The sequence below is a fragment of the Streptomyces sp. NPDC024687 genome (assembly GCF_055559055.1).
The window spans coordinates 151161-169173 of the sequence record NZ_JBVHLJ010000002.1; the positions used below are offsets into that span (position 1 = coordinate 151161).

Sequence of the window (18013 nt, forward strand, 5' to 3'; positions counted from 1 at the left end):
CCCTCACCCCGCCTCCGATCGGGAAGGAGGTCCGTGAAAGCGCACACTCGCAGCGTCCGGGCCGCTTTCCGCTACGCGGAGCGGCCCGGATCCATGAGTGCCGATGGGTCGGTGTGAGCGCGCCCGGCAACAGAGGAAGGCCGGCAGCAGATCGGCGAACCCTGAAGGGGTCCCGGCGCGGGCCAGGAGCGCGAGCCGGAACGGCGGTCAGCGCTGGGGCAGCCGGTGCAGTTCCACGTCCTGGAGGCGCCCGTCAGCCGCCGTGGCCGTCATGTAGGTGCAGCGGGGCTGGCGGCGGCGATCGGTCGGCGAGCCGGGGTTGAGCAGCCGCAGTCCGCCGGGGGCGGTGGTGTCCCAGGGAATGTGACTGTGGCCGAAGACCAGGACGTCGGTGTCGGGGTAGCGGGCGGCGCAGCGGGCCTCGCGTCCCTGGGCGGCGCCCGTCTCGTGGACGACGGCGAAGCGCAGGCCGCCCACTTCGGCGTACGCCACCTCGGGCAACCTGGCGCGCAGCTCGGGCCCGTCGTTGTTGCCGTAGACCGCGACGAGCCGTGCGCTGCGGCTCTCCAGCAGGTCGAGGGTGGCGGTGTCGACCCAGTCGCCGGCGTGGAACACGACGTCGGCACGCGGGAGTTCGGCGAGCAGCGGGGCCGGGAGCTGCTTGGCGCGCTTGGGGAGGTGGGTGTCGGACATCAGCAGCAGGCGCACAGGACCACCCTAGAGGGGCTTGCGGCCGGCCCCGCGCCACATGGGCGGCGCGCCACTCGGTCAGCTGGATGACTCCGGTTGCGGCGACCTCTTCGGCCTCGCGCAGGTCTGCCCGGAGGTGGTCGGTGGCGCCCCCATGGGTGTGGTCGGCGGGGGGAATGACGTGGACGCAGGGGCGGTAGCGAGGGCCCAGTGCGGAAGCACCCGACGGGCGCAATGCCGGCGGTCAGCTCCTCGGTGGCCCACCCCCGCGCGTGTCCGCGACCCCTTGGCTGGACGGCCGCGACAACCACCCCGCTGACCAAGCCTCCGCCGCCGACCCGTGCATCGTCCCCGCCGCCCGGGCCGACCGGGACTCCCTGGCACGGGCGGGCCGTGCGCGAACGGGCCGCAAAGGCGGGCACTCGCGGGCCGCACATGGAAGACTCGTCCGGCGGTCACCCGGACCGTCCCGGCGAGCGCCGCCAAGACGGCCTGCTGACACGGCACTTACCCGTCGCCGATAACATCGGCGCACAAAGCGTCGATCCGTGACGCAAGCCACAAGCCACCCAAGGAGTCCGGACACCGATGCCGGTCAAGGTCAGCGTCGTCATCCCCGTCTACAACCCGGGGAACTACATCGAGGACTGCATCGCCTCGCTGCGCAGGCAGTCCCTGCCCCCGGACGAGTTCGAGGCGATCTTCGTCGACGACGGTTCGACCGACGACACGCCGGCCCGGCTCGACGCGCTGGCCGCCGAGGTCGCGAACATGACGGTCATCCACCAGGAGGCCTCGGGCTGGTCGGGCAAGCCCCGCAACGTCGGGATCGCCGCCTCCCAGGGCGAGTTCGTCATGTTCGTCGACAACGACGACTACCTCGGCGACGAGGCCCTGGAGCGGATGTACGACTACGCGGTCGCCAACGGCGCCGACGTGGTCGTGGGCAAGATGGCCGGCAAGGGGCGGGGCGTTCCGGTGGAGCTGTTCCGCCGCAACCATCCGCGCGCCACCGTCGACAACGCCCCGCTGATCGACAGCCTGACCCCGCACAAGATGTTCCGGCGGGCCTTCCTCGACCGGATCGGTCTGCGCTTCCCCGAGGGCAGGCGCCGGCTGGAGGACCACGTCTTCGTCACGGAGGCGTATCTGCGCGCGGACAACGTCTCCGTGCTCAGCGACTACGTCTGCTACTACCACCTCAAGCGTGACGACGCCTCGAACGCGGGCTTCCAGCGCTTCGACCCGGTGGGCTACTTCGCGAACCTGCGCGAGGCGCTCGACGTCGTGGAGAAGTACACCGAACCGGGTCCCGCCCGCGACCGGCTGTTCCGTCGCTGGCTGCGCAACGAGATGGTCGAGCGGATGCGCGGCAGGCGGCTGCTCGCCGCGCCCGAGGACTACCGCAAGGAGCTCTTCACCGAGATCCGCGGGGTGGTCGTCGAGCGTTTCGGGCCCGGTGTCGCGGCCGGCCTCCAGCCCACCCAGCAGGTCGTCGCCGCGCTCATCGCCGACGGCCGGCTCGAGGACCTGGTCGCGTTCGCCGAGTGGGAAGCCTCCGTCGCTTCCCTCATCGAGCCGGACGGCGTCGAGTGGGACGGCGGTGTGCTGCGCGTCGGCCTGTCCGCCGAGCTCGCCTCCCGCGGTACGCCCATGACCTTCCCCGCCGAGGGCAGCACCGCCCCGCTCACCGAGCCGCCGGCCACCGTCGCACAGGCCGTGGACTGGGTCGGCGCCCACAGTGTGGCCGGCTTCAAGCGCGCCACGGTCGAAGTGCTGCTGCAGGAGCGTGCCAGCTCCGCCCAGTACTTCCAGCCGGTGGAGTTCACCCGGGACACCGTCCCGGGCGAGGACGGCCGGGTGCGGCTGGTGCTGCGGGGCACGGCGGCCCTGGACCCGGCCACCGCGGCCGACGGCGGCCCCCTCGACGCCGGACTGTGGGACGTGTTCGTCCGCATCAAGCTCGGCGGCTGGACCAAGCAGTCCCGGCTGGGCCCGGTCTCCCTCCGGGGGCGGACGGCCGCGGACGCCGGTGTGGCGGGCGGCCGCGTCGTGCTGCCGTACTGGACCGCGAAGCAGGGCACTCTCGCCCTGGACGTGGACACCGCGAGCAAGCGTCTGGCCCTCGGGCAGATCGCCTCCGGGGAGGTCACCGTCACCGGTGACCGCGTCGAGGTGCCGGTGCCGTTCCACGTGCCCGGTGACACGCCGGTGCTGCTCGAGCTCACCCGTGGATCCGGCGCCGCGCCCGTGAAGGTGGCAGGCACGCTGCACCCCAGGGACTCCGCGGCCCTGCTGGAGGCGGTGCTGCCGGTCGGCGACCTGACCGGAGGGGCCTGGCGGGTCGCGCTGAGCCCGGCGCCCGACGCCGAGGAGCCCCGCTTCCATCCGCTGCCGTTCGAGCTGCGGGTGCAGGGCGGCGGGGTCCAGGTCGTGGCCGTGCGCCCGCCCCGGCCCGCCGTCGGACAGCCGCTGGTCCGCAGGGCCAGACGGCTGGCCGGGAAACTGGCCAGGCGGCTCAGGGCGCGCGGCAGGTAGAAGCAGATCCGGGGAGGACGCGGACGCGTCCTCCCCGGCTCACCGCACGTAGCTCAGCCGGCGTCGCTGAGCTGCTTCAGGCTGGTGCGCAGGTGCTCCCAGCTGCGCTCCCGCTTGCTGCCGCGGTTGCGGGCGTTCACCAGGGCCTTCCAGAAGGGAGCCTCGATCAGCGTCTCGGGCTTGATCGCCACGGTCCGCTCCAGGACCGTCTCGGGCACCTTCTGCGGGTCGGGAACCACGAACTCCGCGATGATCTCGTCGTACTTGTCCTTGAGCACCGTGTTGGTCGGGTCCGCGCCGAAGACCACGAGCTGCCCGGTGGGCTCGGTGTCGACCAGGACCGTCACCAGGTCGGGCCGGTAGCGGTTCAGGACCTCGATAACCTTGTAGACGTCACCGGTCCAGGCATTGGTGTGCCGGTCGCGGGCCGCCTCGTCCACGTTGCGCGGCAGCATGTCGTCGAAGACGATCACGCTTGCCCAGTCCGCGTACTTCTCGACGTTGATGAAGTCGCGCAGCGCGTACTCGAACAGGTGCATGCCGTCGATGAACGCCAGGTCGAGCGTGACGTCCTTCCAGTAGCCGAACGGGCTGCGGTTGCGGACGATGTTGCGCAGCGGGTGACGGCCGCCCTTGAGGTGCTGCAGCGGGTTCTCCCGCGCGAAGAAGTCGTCGCTGGTGGCCTTCGCCAGGTGGACGTCGCAGCGGATCTCCGAGACCACCTTGAACGCCGGGTCGATCGCGATGCTCGGTACCCGGGAGAACGTCAGGCTGCGGCCGTCGTTGACGCCGATCTCCAGGTAGTTGCGGTTCGCGCTGGCTTTGTGGAGCCCCCGCAGGAACTCGTGACGTTTCACTGGGAAATCTCCTTGCGGATGTGTGTCAGTGCTTCGTGCAGGGCGGACCGCCGGTCCCGGTGCGAGGCCGACGCGACCCCCGTCCACCGGTCGTGCCCTAGGGCGCTGTGGGCGGCGCGTGGTGCGGGCCCTTTGCAGGCCCCGCTGCTGGTAGGGCCGCCCCGGTCCGGGTCGGCCGAGGTGCCGGAACATTCAACCGGTTCCGTGGAACATACCTGCTGTGAGCTCCCCATGACAGGACTTCGCGCCGAGGAGCATGATCCTGAGGGAAAAGGCGTGCAAAGTGCGGAAAGGCGGAGGGCGGTCCTCCGGGTGCGGGCGGCGGTACCGGGCCCATCGGCGCACAGGTGGTCGGCGGCGAGGAGGCTCATGAAACGGTCTGCGCCTTGCGCTGCCGGACGGCGTGGAGAATCTCCAACTCGGCGCGCCCGTACGGCTCGACGGGCCGTACGGCGTCATGGACGACCGGCGTGAACAGATGCTCGCCGAGGATCACTCGGACCCGGCGGGTCTCCGAGACGGCGATGGGTTGCGGGCCGTCGGACAGGACGGCCCGGTGGGCGACGGGCACCGGTTGTGCGGGCGGCGTGTGCGTGATCGGCCGCGACCGGGGACCGGCCCCGCCGGACAGCACGAGAGCCTTCATCTGCGTCACCATAGCCCGGATCCGGAGGGATCCGTCATGGCGGGGGGTGGTTCCAGCGCCCTGGGGCGCCGAGCGGCGGCCGGACGGCATGGCGGTGGAGACGTACCGCGGTGCGGTGGCTCGGCGCGGGGGCTCAGTCCTCGCCGCGGAAGATGTTGCCCTCTCCCGTGTGTGCCGTGGTGGGTCCGACCGGGTCCTCGACCGCGGGCAGGCAGGTCCGGAGGTCGCCCTTGCTCTGCAGGCGGCGGGCCCTGGACCAGCCCGTCTCGGGCCGGCGTGCGACGGATTTCTCAACGGTCTGCGGGGTCACGGCGGTTCACCGTCCTTCCATGCTGCCCCCCGGGTCCCCAGGGGGGCGCGGGACAAACGGACCGGGAGGCCCGTCGACCCCTCGCCCCCGCACACACATTCGCCGAGGATCCGAGGCACCGGAACTTGACGGCGGACCGAACCGGCCCGCCGGGCTCAGGTGTTGGGCCGTGCCACGCTGATGTCGCCCAGGGCCGATCCGGGATCGCGTTCCATGGCCGTGTCGCCGAGGGAGACGATGCCGACGGCGTGGCCGTGGTCGACGACCGGGATCCGGCGCACGGCGTGCTCGCGCATGAGCTCGATCGCGTGGTCCAGGTCGTCCTCGGGTGTGACGGTCACCAGGTCGTCGCTGCACGCGTCGGCCACGGTGGTCTTTTCCGGGTCGCCGCCCCCGGCGAGTGAGCGCACGACGAGGTCGCGGTCGGTGACCAGGCCGCGCAGTTCGTCGCCGTCGGTGACCAGGACGGCGCCGAGGTCCTGGTCGCGCATGATCCTGGCGACGGCCGTCACGGAGGTCTGCGGCTCCACGGTGGCCGGGGCGCTGGTCATGATGTCGCTGACGTGCTGAGTCATGACGTACCTCTCTGCTGCGGGGATGGTCCGTCCCGGGTACCCCTCCTCAGGCGTCCAGTGCGATCTCGCTCCACACCTGTTTGCCGCCGCTGACGGGGACGCTGCCCCAGGCCGCCGACACGGCCTCGACGAGGAGGATGCCGCGTCCTCCGGTGGCCTCCCAGCCGATGTTGGTGGGCTTGGCGGGGGTCCGGGGCGAGGTGTCGGAGACGGAGACGCGCAGCCGCGTGCCGACGAGGGTGAGGTCGAGGCGGACCTGGCCGCCGGTGTGCACGAGGGCGTTGGTGACGAGTTCGGAGACGACGAGCAGGGCGGTGTCCATGGCGTCCTCGGGGACGCCCCACACGCGCAGGGTGCGCCGGGTGAAGCGGCGGGCGTGCCGGGCGGCCTCGGGGACCCGCCAGACGGTCCAGCCCTCCCTGAGCGGGTGGGTGGCCATGCCGTCGTAGCGCAGCAGGAGCAGGGCGACGTCGTCACTGCGGCGGGCGCCGCCGAGCAGGGCGTCGGCGACGAGGCCGAGGTGGGCCGGGTCGGAGACGGCCAGCCCGTGGGCGAAGTGGGCCATGCCCTCGTCGATGTCGGCCTCGGTGGACTCCACGAGTCCGTCGGTGGTCAGGGCGATCAGGGTGCCGGGCCGCAGCCGCAGCGGGGTCATCGGGAAGTCGGCCTGGGCGACCACGCCGAGCGGGGGGCCGCCGTCGGACTCGACGATCTCCGTGGTGCCGTCCGGGTGGCGCAGCACCGGCGGCAGGTGGCCGGCCCGCACGCACCAGGCGGTGCCCTCCTCCATGTCGATGTCCACATAGGTGCAGGTGACGAAGAGGTCGGTCTCCAGGTCCATGAGGAGCCGGTTGGCGTGGGCGACGACGACGTCCGGGGGATGGCCCTCGACGGCGTAGGCGCGCAGCGCGGTGCGCATCTGGCCCATGAGGGTCGCGGCGGCGGCGCTGTGTCCCTGGACGTCGCCGATGACCAGGCCGACCCGGTGGTCGGGCAGCGGGATCACGTCGTACCAGTCGCCGCCGAGCTCCAGGCCCGCGGTGCTGGGCAGATAGCGGGCGACGGCGACCGCGCCGGGCAGTTTGGGCAGCCGGCGGGGCAGCAGCTGGCGCTGCAGCATGCCGACGAGTTCGTGCTCGGCGTCGAGGGCGTGGGCGCGCATCAGGGCCTGCCCGGCGAGGCCGGCGGAGGCGGTGAGCAGGGCGCGTTCGTCCGGGTCGAAGTGGTGCGGGGTGTCCCAGCCGATGAGGCAGGCGCCGGCCATGCGGCCCGCGGCGGGCAGCGGCAGGACGGCGAGGCCGCCGGGGCCGACGTCGGCGAGGGCGGGTTCGAGGACGGTCCCGGCGGGCCAGATCTGGGCGCGGCCCTCGCGCAGGGCGGTGGCCAGGGTGGGCATGGCCCGTACGGGTGCCTCGGGCCACTCGCTGCGCCACTCCAGGCGCCACAGCTCGGGCCAGGACTCCGGTTCGGGCGGGTCGAGGACGGTGACGACGAGCCGGTCGTTCTCCAGCTCGGCGAGGGCGATGCGGTCGGCCCTGAGCGGGGCGCGGAGGGCGGAGACGACGGCCTGGCTGACGTCGCGGACGGTGCCGGCCATGGAGAGGGCGGCGGCCAGGCGCTGGACGCGGGCCACGTCGGTGACGTCGGAGCGCAGGGTGGAGGCGTCGGCGACGGTGCCCACGAGCCGGGCGGGGCGGCCCTCGCCGCCGGCCAGCATGCGGCCCCGCAGCCTGAGCCACTTGGGCGGCCCCGTGGGCTGGAGGATGCGGAACTCCAGCTCGCGGTCGCCGATGGACATGTGACCGGCCTCGAACAGGGACATCAGCGAGGGCAGGTCCTCGGGGACGGTCAGGCCGAGCAGGGTCTCGATCTTGCCGTCGAAGGCGGCCCGGCTCATGCCGAACAGCTCCAGGAGCCCGTCGCCGACCTCGACCCGGCCGGTGTCCATGGCGAGGCTGAACGCGTGGGAGCCGAGTTCCGCGCCCTCCAGGACGGCCACGGGCAGGGGGCAGACGATCGCGTCGGCGATCAGTTCGAGGCACTTGCGGTCCTCGTCGTCGAAACCGTGCGGGTCCTCGCCGACGGCGACGAGACAGGCCTTTCCGTCGTCGCCGTGCGCGGGCAGCACGGCCAGGTGGAAGTCGCGCCGGGCCACCCTGCGGGACTCCGCCCAGGCGGCGAGCTCCTCCGGGCCGAGGAAGAGTGGCCGGCCCGAGCGGTGCGCGTCGGCGGGTGGGGAGCCGCCGGAGCCGGGATAGCTGTCGCGCAGCCCGTAGACCGTCCGGGGGACACCGGCCGATTCGACGAGGTACAGCACGTCCCCGTCCTCACCGGGCGTGTACACGGCGGCGAGTGTCGCCCCGGCGAAGACCAGCGCCTGTTCGAGGACGCGGCGCAGCCGTTCCGGCGATTCGGGACCGTCCGTGATCGATGTCAGGGCATTTTCGGCACGCAACGCTCTCGTTCTGCGGCCCGCAGCGCCCTCACTCACCACGTTCGCCATTAGAGCGCTAATACGGCACGTGCGCAGCCCCTGTGAGCGTTCCGTGGAGCGACCGCGGCGGCCGTGCTCGAATCCCTTCGAACACTTCTTGACGCATGCGTTTCGCACGGTGATCTCGTGACAGCCGTGACTGTCCGTGGCCGTGGCCCCCTGGAAGGCTCTGTGGTGGGCCAAGGAGGGGGACGCATGGACAAGCGCTACGAGGTGTACGCGCTCGCCGACAGACACTTCTACGAGACGCCCGACCGGATCTCGGCCGGTGAGGCGCCCGTCTACGAGACGGCGCGCCGCGCGGTGCCGGACGGCTGGGACGCGGCACGCATCGGCGACTGGCTGACGCTCACGCCGCTCGGCCCGGACGGAAAGCCGGCGCCGGGTCCGTCGCAGGGCTGGAAGATCCACGCCTCGGCCACCCGGGCGAACGCGGAGCGGATCGCGGCGATCGTGTGGGACTACTGCGTGCCCCGGCGCATCGCGTTCAAGTTCGTGCCGGGCCCGCATCTGCTGCACCTGCGCAACACCAAGTACGCGGCCCGCGACACCAGCGGCAAGTTCGTCACGATCTACCCGGCCGACGAGGAGCAGCTGCACGACGTGCTCCGTGAGCTGGGCGGGCTCCTGGAGGGCTTCGAGGGGCCGTACATCCTCACCGATCTGCGCTGGCACGAGGGCCCGCTCTATGTCCGCTACGGCGCGTTCGCGCGCACCTTCGTCGTCGACGACCGGGGCTCGCTGGTGCCGGCGGTGCGGGACGGCGAGGGCACGCTGGTGCCGGACCGGCGGGAGCCGTCCTTCCAGGTGCCCGAGTGGGTGACGCTGCCCGCCTTCCTGGAGCCGCATCTGGAGGCGCGCAACACCACGACGGTCGGCGAGCTGCCGTACAAGATCGAGAAGGCGCTGCACTTCTCCAACGGCGGCGGGGTCTACACGGGCACCGACACCCGCGACGGGCGCAAGGTCGTCCTGAAGGAGGGCCGGCCGCACGCGGGACTGGCCGCCGACGGGGCGGACGCGATCGCCCGGCTGGAGCGGGAGAAGGACGCCCTGGAGCAGGTGGCGGGGACGGGTGTGGTGCCCGAGGTGCGGGACTGGTTCACCCTCGGCGACCACCGCTTCCTCGTCATGGACTTCCTGGAGGGGCGCCCGCTGAACTCGTTCTTCGCCGAACGGCATCCGCTGCTCACCCCGGACCCCGATCCGCAGGCCGTCGCCGACTACACGGCGTGGGCGGTGCGGATCCACGGGGCGGTGGAACGGGCCGTGGAGGCGGTGCACGCGCGCGGGATCGTCTTCAACGACCTGCACGTCTTCAACATCATGGTCGGCCCCGACGAAGAGTCGGTCTCCCTGCTGGACTTCGAGGCGGCGGCGCCGGTCGAGGAGAACGGCCGCCAGGTCGTCGCCCACCCCGGCTTCTTCGCCCCGCCGGACCGCAAGGGCATCGACGTCGACCGCTACGCCCTGGCCTGTCTCAGGATCGCCCTGTTCCTGCCGGTGACCACGCTGTTCGTGGTGGACCGGGGCAAGGCGGCCCATCTGGCCGAGGTGATCCTGCGTCAGTTCCCGGACGTGCCCAAGGAGTTCCTCGACGAGGCGGTCGCGGAGATCACCCGGGACACCGGCGGTGAGCGTACGGCCGTCCGTGTCGAGGCCACGCCGTCCTTCGTCGAACCGGGCGACTGGCCGCACAGCCGCGACTCCATGGTGAAGGCTCTCCTCGCCTCGGCCACCCCCGAGCGCGAGGACCGGCTCTTCCCCGGTGACATCACGCAGTTCAACGACGGCGGCGGCCTCGGGCTCGCGCACGGCGCGGCCGGAGTGCTGTACGCGCTGGACGCGGTCGGCGCGGAGCGGTACGAGGAGGGCGAGCGCTGGCTCCTGGCCCGCACCGCTCCCCCGCCGACGGGCACTCCGCTCGGGCTCTACGACGGTCTCGCGGGCGTCGCCCACGTCCTGGACCGGCTCGGCCACCGGCAGCGCGCCCTCGACCTGGTCGAGCGGGTCCTCGCGGAACGCTGGCAGAACCTCTCCGCCGACCTGCACGGCGGCCTGGCCGGGCTCGGCCTGGTCCTCGGTGAACTGGCCCGCACGACAGGCGAGTCGGAGCTACGGGAGCGTGCCGCCGAGGCCGCCGACGTCCTCGTACGACGCCTCGCGCAGCCTCTCGCGGACACCCCCAGGCGGCGCCGGGCCGGGCTGCTGCGGGGCTGGACCGGGCCCGCGCTGTTCCTGCTGCGGCAGTACCAACACACCGGTGAACCCCTGCTGTTGAGGGCGGCCGAGGTGGCGTTGCGCAGGGACCTGGAGTGCTGCGTGGCGCATCCGGGCGGCTCGCTGGAGGTCGACGAGGGCTGGCGGACACTGCCCTACCTCGGCGAGGGAAGCGCCGGCATCGGAATGGTCCTGGACGACTACCTCGCCCAGGGCGCCGACACCGAGGGCGAGTTCGAGCGGGCCCGGGCCGGCGTGCTGACCGCCGCCACCAGCCGCTTCTACGTCCAGCCCGGTCTCTTCCAGGGCCGTGCGGGGATGATCCTGCACCTCGCGCGCACGGACACCCCTGGCGCGACCCGCGAACGGCTCGCAGAACAGATCGACGGGCTCGGCTGGTTCTCGATGGACTACCAGGGCCAACTGGCCTTCCCCGGCCACCAGATGATGCGGCTGTCGATGGACCTGGGCACCGGAACGGCAGGGTGCCTGCTCGCGCTCGGCGCGGCCCACGCGGCCCCCGGCGACCCGACAACCGCACACCTGCCGTTCCTGCCGCCGCTCGGGCGGCCCACAGAACGCGGTTCCGCGATGTGACGGAGCCGTGAACCCAACCCCGTCCCCACGGGTGGACGACACCGAGGAAAGGAAACCGAGATGGCACTTCTCGACCTGCAGACGATGGAGTCCGACGAGCACACCGGCGGCGGCGGCAACAGCACCCTGAGCCTGCTGTCCTGCGTCAGCGCCGCGAGCGTCACGCTCTGTCTCTGACAGACATCGTGCGCCCATGACTCCGGGCGGTCCACTCCCGCGAGGGAGGGGCCGCCCGGGGTCCTGCGCACCTCGGGAAGGCCGCCGTATGACGACTCGCACCTCGACGCCGGCCGCGCAGGGCCTCCTGGGTCCGGCCCCCGTCCGCTGTCTGGTCCTGTGCCTGGTGAGCACGGCCGCGACCGGCGCCGGACTGCTGCTGCCCGCGGCTCTCGGCCGCACCCTGGACCTGCTGCTGGCGCACGCGCCGGCGACCCGCTGGATCCTGTACTGCGCCGCACTGGTCCTCCTCATCGCGCTCTTCGATGCGGCGGAGACCGTCCTCGGCGGCACCCTCGACGCCAGCACCACCGCCTGGCTGCGCCGCCGCCTCACCCGGCACGTCCTGTCCGTCGGCCCGCGCGCCACCGCCCGCTTCGGGCCCGGAGACCTCGTCGCCCGCCTCGTCGGCAACGCCGCACAGGCCGGCACGGCACCGACCGCCCGCGCCGCCCTGCTCGCCGCGCTCGCCGGACCGGTCGGCGCCGTCGTGGCCCTCGGGCTCATCTCGCCCTGGCTCGCGACCGTGTTCCTGGCCGGAGCGCCGGTGCTCGCCCTGCTGCTGCGGGCCTTCGCCCGGGACACCCGGGAATGCGTGACGCGCTACCAGGAGGTGCAGGGGCGGATGGCGCAGGCCCTCTCGGAGGCCGTCGGCGGCCACCGCACCATCCGGGCCGCGGGCACGGAGGACCGGGAGACGGCCCGCATCCTGCGCCCGCTGCCCGAGCTGTCCGAGGCCGGTCACCGCATGTGGCGGGTGCAGGGCCGGGCCTCCGGTCAGTCCGTCGCCGTGGCCCCGCTGCTCCAGCTCGGTGTCGTCGCCGTGGCCGGGGTCCTGCTCGCCCGGCACCGGGTGTCCGTGGGCGAAGTCCTCGCCGCCTCCAGGTACGCGGTCCTCGCGGCCGGCGTCGGCGTCCTGGTGGGGCAGCTCGCCGGCCTGGCCAGGGCCCGGGCGGCGGCGGGACGTCTGGACGAGGTCCTCCAGGAGTCCCCCGTCCGACACGGCGAACGCCGGCTGCCGCCCGGTCCGGGCCGCCTCGAACTGCGCGGCGTCACCGCCCTGCGCGGCGCGCGTGCCGTGCTCGACGGTGTCGACCTCGTCGTACCGGGCGGGACGACGCTCGCCGTGGTGGGCCGGTCGGGGGCGGGCAAGTCGCTGCTCGCCGCGCTCGCCGGGCGGCTCGCCGACCCGGACTCCGGAGAAATCCTGCTCGACGGGGTGCCGCTGCGCGAGCTCACCCACGACGAACTGCGCCGAGCCATCGGCTACGCCTTCGAACGCCCCGCCCTGCTCGGCGGCACCGTCGAGGAGGAGATCGGCCTCGCCCTCCCGTCCCGCTCCCCCGCCCGCGTCCGGGAGGCCGCCCGCACGGCCCACGCGGACGACTTCGTGCGCCGGCTGCCCGACGGGTACGACACCCTCGTCGCCGACGCACCGCGCTCCGGCGGGGAGTCCCAACGGCTGGGCCTGGCCCGGGCGTTCGCGCACGGCGGCCGCCTGCTCATCCTCGACGACGCCCTCTCCAGCCTCGACACGGTCACGGAGGCCCGCATCGCCGAGGCCCTGGTGAGCGGCGGGGCGGGCGGCACCCGCCTGCTCGTCGCCCACCGCACCGCCACGGCCGCCCGCGCGGACGCGGTGGCCTGGCTGGACGGGGGCCGGGTACGGGCAGTGGGGCCGCACGAGGAGCTGTGGCGGGCGCCGGAGTACCGGGCGGTGTTCGGGAGCGGGCCGGAGGGGGCGGACGGCTGGGACGGGGGGCCGTCATGAGCCACGGCTCGGCAGGGCACCGTGCCGGGATCTACACGCGCGGTCTCCGGTTCCTGCGGGCCCGGTGGCGGGTCCTCGTCCGGCTCGGTGGATGGTCCGTGCTGGAGACCGGGCAGACCTTCCTCACCGGGTACGCGCCCGCCCGGGCCCTGGACGAGGGGTTTCTGGCCGGGCGGCCCGGCGTCGGGCTCGGCTGGCTCGGGGTGGCCGCGGTCGGGGTGCTGGTCGGTGCGTACGGGACGGTGCGGGTGTACGCCGCCGTCGCCGCGCTGGTCGAGCCGCTCCGTGACCTCCTGGTCGGGCGGGTGGTGGAGCGCGGGGTGCGGGAGGCCGACACGGGGGCGCTGTCCGGGCTGACCCAGCAGGTGGAGATCGCGCGGGACACGTTCGCCGGGCTGGTGATGGTGTCGCGGTCCTTCGTGTTCACGGCTGTCGGCGCGGCCGTCGGACTGGCCTCGCTCGACCCGCTGCTCCTGCTGGTCGTGGGGCCGCCGCTCGCCGCCGGACTGGGCCTGTTCGCGGCGACTCTGCGGCCGCTGGCCCGCCGCCAGGAGGAGTTCCTGGTCGCCGACGAGGCGCTGGCCGACGGTCTCGGCAGGGTCTGCCCGGGACTGCGGGACATCACGGCGGCCGGTGCGGAGGACCGGGTCGCCGCCGACACGGGACGGCTTGTCGGCACCGAGCAGCGGGCCGCGTACGCCCTCGCCCACTGGTCCGTCCTGCGCGTGGTCTCGCTCGCCGTCGGCGGCCAGCTCCCGATCGTCCTCCTCCTCGCCTGCGCCCCCTGGCTCCTGGCCCGCGGCGTCACCACGGGCGCCCTCGTCGGCGCCCTCGCCTACGTCACCCAGTCCCTGCTCCCCGCCCTGCGCAACCTGGTCCACGGCCTGGGCACGAGCGGCTCCCGGCTGGTGGTGGTCCTCCGGCGACTGGTCCGCGAGCCCGCCGCCGACACCATCGCCGTGGCCGCAGGCGCTCCCGCGGAGTCGGACACGCCCGACGACGAGACCGGCGACCGCCTCACCGACGAACGGGCCGCCGACCGGCACGCCGAGCCGCGCCAGCGCCTCGCCCCGCACACCGGAGCACGGACGACGGACCGGGATCCCGGTAGCAGCCGCACCGAAGCCGACACTCCACACACTCCGGCACGCAGGGAAGACCACGACCCCGACACCAGCCGCACAGACGCCGACACCCCGCAGAGCACCCCACCGCACCCGAGAGACCACACCTCCCCGCACGCCCCCGCCCTCTCCCTCACCTCCGTCTCCTTCGCCTACGGCCCCGCCGCCACCCCCGTCGTCGACCGCCTCGACCTCGTCCTCCCGCCCGGCGCCCACCTGGCCGTCGTAGGCCCCAGCGGGATCGGGAAGTCCACGCTCACCGCTCTGATCGCCGGGCTCCTCCAGCCCACCGGCGGAAGGATCCGGCTGTGCGGGCACCCCGTGCCCTCCGCCGACGCGGCCGCGCTGCGCGTGCTCATCCCGCAGGAGGCGTACGTCCACAGCGGCACCCTCGCCGAGAACCTCGGGCACCTCAGGGCGGACCCGGTGCCCGAGCCGGAGCTGTTCGCGGCGGCCCGGGCGGTCGGGCTCACCCCGCTGCTCGAAGCCCTGGGCGGGCCCCGGGCGACCGTCGACCCGGCCACGCTGTCCGCCGGTGAGCGGCAGCTCGTCGCGCTCACCCGGGCCTATCTGTCGTCCGCCCCCCTCGTCCTGCTCGACGAGGCCACCTGCCATCTGGATCCCCGGGCCGAGGAGCGCGCCGAGCGGGCCTTCGCGAACCGGCCCGGCACGACGCTGGTGGTCGTCGCCCACCGGATCAGCTCGGCCCGCCGCGCCGGCCACGTGCTGCTGATGGACGGCCCGCGCACGGCGTACGGCACCCACGAGGAGCTGGTGCGCGACTCACCCGCGTACCGCGAACTCGTCGGTGGCTGGACGGCCGTTCCCCCCGAACGGTCAGAGCCAGCCCTGACCCTGGGAGATCCGGATCGCGTCGATGCGGTTGCGGGCCCCGGTCTTGCGGGTGATCGCGGCCATGTAGTTGCGCACGGTTCCGTGGGACAGGCACAGGTTCCCCGCGATCTCCGCGATGGAGGCGCCCTCGGCCGCGAGGGATAACACGCTCAGCTCCCGTCTGGTCAGCGGCATCTCCGCGGCCTGGAGGAAGCCGAAGCCCAGCGAGTCATCGACGAAACGTTTCCCCTCGGCGACCCGGCGGATCCCGTGCACGAGCCGCTCGGGCGCCGCCCCCTCCTTGTCGACGTAGCCGAGCGCCCCCGCCTCGACGGCCCGCTTCAGCAGCCCCGGCCGGTTGGCGCTGGCCATCACGAGAAGGCGCGGCGGACATCGGTCCGGCTCGCGCACCGATAACTCCCCCAGCGGCGGGATGCCGTATGCGTCCGAGCAGTCGAGGTCGGCCGCGCAGACGTCGGGACGTACGGAACGCAGACGGCCGGGCGCGCTGTGCCACGGGGTGTCGAACACCCCGAGGTCGGGTTCCCGGCGGAGCCACTCCGCCAGGGCCGATCTCACCAGACACGCGTCGTGCACCAGAAGCACCCGGATCACTGCTCGTCCCCCTCGACTCACGCTGCTCGGTTCCGTGGCATGAAACGCGTGCCCCATTGTTCGGGTCCCGGACCGCCCTGGGGCGCGGAGAATTGGCCATCAGGGTGCGCGGGGGCGCACGAGCGGCGCCCGCGTGCCGTGGCGCGCTTCGACTGTGGGGGCATGGTCCTGGACCGAAGGGGTACGCGGCCGTCCTCGCCGTCGCAGGGGCACCCGTGTGCCCGCACCCGGAAACGCTCGCCGTGCGGGACGCGCCCCGAGGGTGGAGATTTGATGCCTGGGGACCCGGCACGCGACAGCGGCCCGCGCTCCTTGTGGGACGCGCCCCCTGCGAGGAGGTGGTCGGCGTGTCCGACGGGCATATGTCCCCGGCGCCGGCGGGCGCCCGGACCCGGGTCGGACGGCCGCTGCTCTCCCTCGCGCTGGCGTCGATGATGGACGAGGTGCACGCCCACTCCGGCGCGGTGTATCTCCTGGCCGCCGACGAACCCGTACTGGAGATGGCGGTGATGGCGGGCCTGCCGCGGGCGTTCGCCGCACCCTGGGAACGGGTGGGCCTGAGCGCGCCGATCCCGGTGGCCGAGGCGGCGCGTGAGCGGCGGCTGGTGTGGGTGGGCGGCGAGCACGAGATGGCGCGCCGCTATCCGCGGATCGCCGTGGTGCTGCCGTATCCCTTCGCGCTGGCCGCGGTGCCGGTGGCGACTTCGTCCAAGGTGTACGGAGCGGTCTTCGTGACCTGGCCCGGTTCGCACCCGCCGGAGCTGTCGGACCGGGAGCGGGACCATCTGACCGCGGCCTGCGGGCGGCTCGCGATGCGGCTGGAGCGGGCGATCGAGGACAGCGTGGCGCCGCACGCCGAACCGGATCTGCTGGGCGCGGCCCAGGTCGGAAGCCCGGCCGGGACGCTGGGCACGGTGGAGGCGGCGCGGATGGTGGCGAGGCTGCCGTACGGACTGTGCTCGCTCGATCTGCACGGGCGGATCTCCTTCGCCAACGCCGCGGCGGCCGAGCTGATCGGCCTCCCGGTCTCCCGGTTGCTGGGCTCGCAGCTGTGGGCGGCGGTGCCCTGGCTCAACGACCCGGTCTACGAGGACCGTTACCGGGCCGCGCTGCTCAGCCAGCACAGCACGTCGTTCGTGGCGCTGCGGCCGCCCGGGGACTGGCTGTCGTTCCGGCTGTACCCGAGCACGACCGGGCTGAGCGTCCGGGTCAGCCGGGCCCGGGCGGTGGCGGAGATGAACCGGGCCGGGCCGCAGCCCGGGGACGCGCCGTCCCGGCTGGTCACGATCTCGCAGGTGCTGAGTCTGGCCGGGGCCCTGACCGAGGCGGTGGGCGTGCAGGACGTGGTGCAGCTGGTGGCGGACGAGATCGCCCCGGCGGTGGGGAGCCAGGCCCTGGTCGTGCTCGGTTCACGCACGGGACGCCTGCACGTGCTCGGGCATCGCGGATATGCCGACGCGCGGGTCGTGGAGCGGTTCGACGGACTGCCGCTGACCGAGCCGACACCGGGCACCCATGCCCTGACCACCGGGGTGCCGGCGTTCTTCGAGTCCCGCGAGCAGTTGGAGCGCCTGTATCCGGGGCGGCAGGCCACCCCCGACGGGTTCGCGGCCTGGGCGTATCTGCCGCTGATCGCCTCCGGGCGCCCGGTGGGCACCTGCGTGCTGGCCTACGCCGAGCGGCATCCCTTTCCCACGGACGAGCGGGCCGTACTGACGAGCCTGGGCGGGCTGATCGCGCAGGCCCTGGAGCGGGCCGTCCTGTACGACGCCAAGCACCGGTTGGCGCACGGTCTGCAGGCGGCCCTGCTGCCGCACACCCTGCCGTCGCTGCCCGGCATCGAGGCGGCGGCCCGCTATCTGCCGGCCACGCAGGGCATGGACATCGGCGGCGACTTCTACGACCTGGTGCCGGTGGACGGGCTGGCGGCCGCCGTGATCGGGGACGTGCAGGGCCACAACGTGACGGCGGCCGGGCTGATGGGGCAGATCCGGACGGCGGTACGGGCGTACACGACCGTCGGCCAGTCGCCGGAGGAGGTCATGCGCTCGACCAACCGGCTACTGATCGACCTCGGCGCCGAGCTGTTCGCCAGCTGCCTGTATCTGCGGCTCGATCCGCAGCGGGGGCGGGCGGTCATGGCCCGGGCCGGGCATCCGCCGCCGCTGCTGCGCAGGCCGGACGGCCGGGTGCGGGTGCTGGATCTGGCCGGGGGTCCGCTGCTGGGGATCGACAGCTCGGCCGTGTACCCGACGACGGAGGTGAATCTGACGCCCGGTTGCGTCCTCGCCCTGTACACGGACGGCCTGATCGAGTCCCCCGGCGTCGACATCGAGGACGCGCTTGCCGATCTGGGGCGGCAGCTCGCCGAGGCCGGTGACCGTCCGCTCGACGAGCTGGCCGACGAACTCGTGCGGCGTGGCGCGGCCGCGCGGGAGCGGATCGACGACGTGGCGCTGCTGTTGCTGCGAGCCGGCGGCTGAGGCTGACGGGGCACAACGCGCCGGTCCGGCCCTCCCGCCGGAG

12 protein-coding genes and 1 pseudogene are annotated in these 18013 nt (G+C 73.5%); 6 read left to right on the plus strand and 7 right to left on the minus strand.

What is annotated here, in order from left to right; all coding sequences use genetic code 11:
• Positions 1-207: 207 nt before the first annotated feature.
• Positions 208-708, minus strand: coding sequence for a metallophosphoesterase family protein (locus ACZ39I_RS07120; protein ID WP_467243446.1), 501 nt, complete (start codon positions 706-708; stop codon positions 208-210).
• Between the two features lie 570 nt (positions 709-1278).
• On the opposite strand from ACZ39I_RS07120, the gene ACZ39I_RS07125 reads away from it, so the two are divergent.
• Entirely contained in the window at positions 1279-3228 is a 1950-nt protein-coding gene (locus ACZ39I_RS07125; protein WP_467243447.1) for a glycosyltransferase, read from the plus strand.
• Positions 3229-3281: 53 nt separating this feature from the next.
• Here the strand turns inward: ACZ39I_RS07125 and ACZ39I_RS07130 are convergent, their stop codons facing one another.
• From ACZ39I_RS07130 to ACZ39I_RS07150, 5 genes are all read right to left on the minus strand, one after another.
• Entirely contained in the window at positions 3282-4085 is an 804-nt protein-coding gene (locus ACZ39I_RS07130) for a class I SAM-dependent methyltransferase (RefSeq protein ID WP_467243448.1), read from the minus strand.
• A gap of 367 nt (positions 4086-4452) precedes the next feature.
• Positions 4453-4731 (minus strand): hypothetical protein, encoded by a 279-nt coding sequence (locus ACZ39I_RS07135; protein WP_467243449.1) that lies wholly within the window; start codon positions 4729-4731, stop codon positions 4453-4455.
• Between the two features lie 133 nt (positions 4732-4864).
• A complete protein-coding gene (locus ACZ39I_RS07140) occupies positions 4865-5041 on the minus strand; it encodes a hypothetical protein (protein ID WP_467243450.1) in 177 nt (58 codons plus the stop codon).
• A 155-nt stretch (positions 5042-5196) separates the two neighbouring features.
• Positions 5197-5616: a CBS domain-containing protein gene (locus tag ACZ39I_RS07145; RefSeq protein WP_467243451.1), complete on the minus strand. Its 420-nt coding sequence runs from the start codon at positions 5614-5616 to the stop codon at positions 5197-5199.
• 46 nt (positions 5617-5662) lie between these two features.
• A complete protein-coding gene (locus tag ACZ39I_RS07150; protein ID WP_467243452.1) occupies positions 5663-8119 on the minus strand; it encodes a SpoIIE family protein phosphatase in 2457 nt (818 codons plus the stop codon).
• Between the two features lie 186 nt (positions 8120-8305).
• Here ACZ39I_RS07150 and lanKC point away from each other — a divergent pair, with 186 nt between their 5' ends.
• From lanKC to ACZ39I_RS07170, 4 genes are all read left to right on the plus strand, one after another.
• Complete coding sequence (lanKC, locus tag ACZ39I_RS07155; protein WP_467243453.1) at positions 8306-10927, plus strand: class III lanthionine synthetase LanKC; 2622 nt, start codon at positions 8306-8308, stop codon at positions 10925-10927.
• 60 nt (positions 10928-10987) lie between these two features.
• On the plus strand, positions 10988-11104 hold the full coding sequence (locus ACZ39I_RS07160; RefSeq protein ID WP_020117173.1) for a SapB/AmfS family lanthipeptide: 117 nt from the start codon (positions 10988-10990) through the stop codon (positions 11102-11104).
• A gap of 88 nt (positions 11105-11192) precedes the next feature.
• A complete protein-coding gene (locus tag ACZ39I_RS07165; RefSeq protein WP_467243454.1) occupies positions 11193-12914 on the plus strand; it encodes an ABC transporter ATP-binding protein in 1722 nt (573 codons plus the stop codon).
• Positions 12911-15037: an ATP-binding cassette domain-containing protein gene (locus tag ACZ39I_RS07170; protein WP_467243455.1), complete on the plus strand. Its 2127-nt coding sequence runs from the start codon at positions 12911-12913 to the stop codon at positions 15035-15037. The genes ACZ39I_RS07165 and ACZ39I_RS07170 overlap by 4 nt, the downstream gene beginning before the upstream one ends.
• On the opposite strand, the pseudogene ACZ39I_RS07175 reads toward ACZ39I_RS07170, so the two are convergent.
• Positions 14960-15544, minus strand: a pseudogene (locus ACZ39I_RS07175) (LuxR C-terminal-related transcriptional regulator); the annotation flags it as partial. The gene ACZ39I_RS07170 and the pseudogene ACZ39I_RS07175 sit on opposite strands and share 78 nt — an antisense overlap.
• Before the next feature lie 281 nt (positions 15545-15825).
• Between ACZ39I_RS07175 and ACZ39I_RS07180 the strand changes: the two are divergent.
• Positions 15826-17970: a SpoIIE family protein phosphatase gene (locus ACZ39I_RS07180; RefSeq protein ID WP_467243456.1), complete on the plus strand. Its 2145-nt coding sequence runs from the start codon at positions 15826-15828 to the stop codon at positions 17968-17970.
• Positions 17971-18013: the final 43 nt, after the last annotated feature.

Coding starts and splice junctions, on each gene's coding strand:
- ACZ39I_RS07160 (WP_020117173.1), top strand. CDS start 10,988: ATGGCACTTCTCGACCTGCAGACGATGGAGTCCGACGAGCACACCGGC.
- ACZ39I_RS07150 (WP_467243452.1), bottom strand. CDS start 8,119: ATGGCGAACGTGGTGAGTGAGGGCGCTGCGGGCCGCAGAACGAGAGCG.
- ACZ39I_RS07165 (WP_467243454.1), top strand. CDS start 11,193: ATGACGACTCGCACCTCGACGCCGGCCGCGCAGGGCCTCCTGGGTCCG.
- ACZ39I_RS07135 (WP_467243449.1), bottom strand. CDS start 4,731: ATGAAGGCTCTCGTGCTGTCCGGCGGGGCCGGTCCCCGGTCGCGGCCG.
- ACZ39I_RS07125 (WP_467243447.1), top strand. CDS start 1,279: ATGCCGGTCAAGGTCAGCGTCGTCATCCCCGTCTACAACCCGGGGAAC.
- ACZ39I_RS07145 (WP_467243451.1), bottom strand. CDS start 5,616: ATGACTCAGCACGTCAGCGACATCATGACCAGCGCCCCGGCCACCGTG.
- lanKC (WP_467243453.1), top strand. CDS start 8,306: ATGGACAAGCGCTACGAGGTGTACGCGCTCGCCGACAGACACTTCTAC.
- ACZ39I_RS07170 (WP_467243455.1), top strand. CDS start 12,911: ATGAGCCACGGCTCGGCAGGGCACCGTGCCGGGATCTACACGCGCGGT.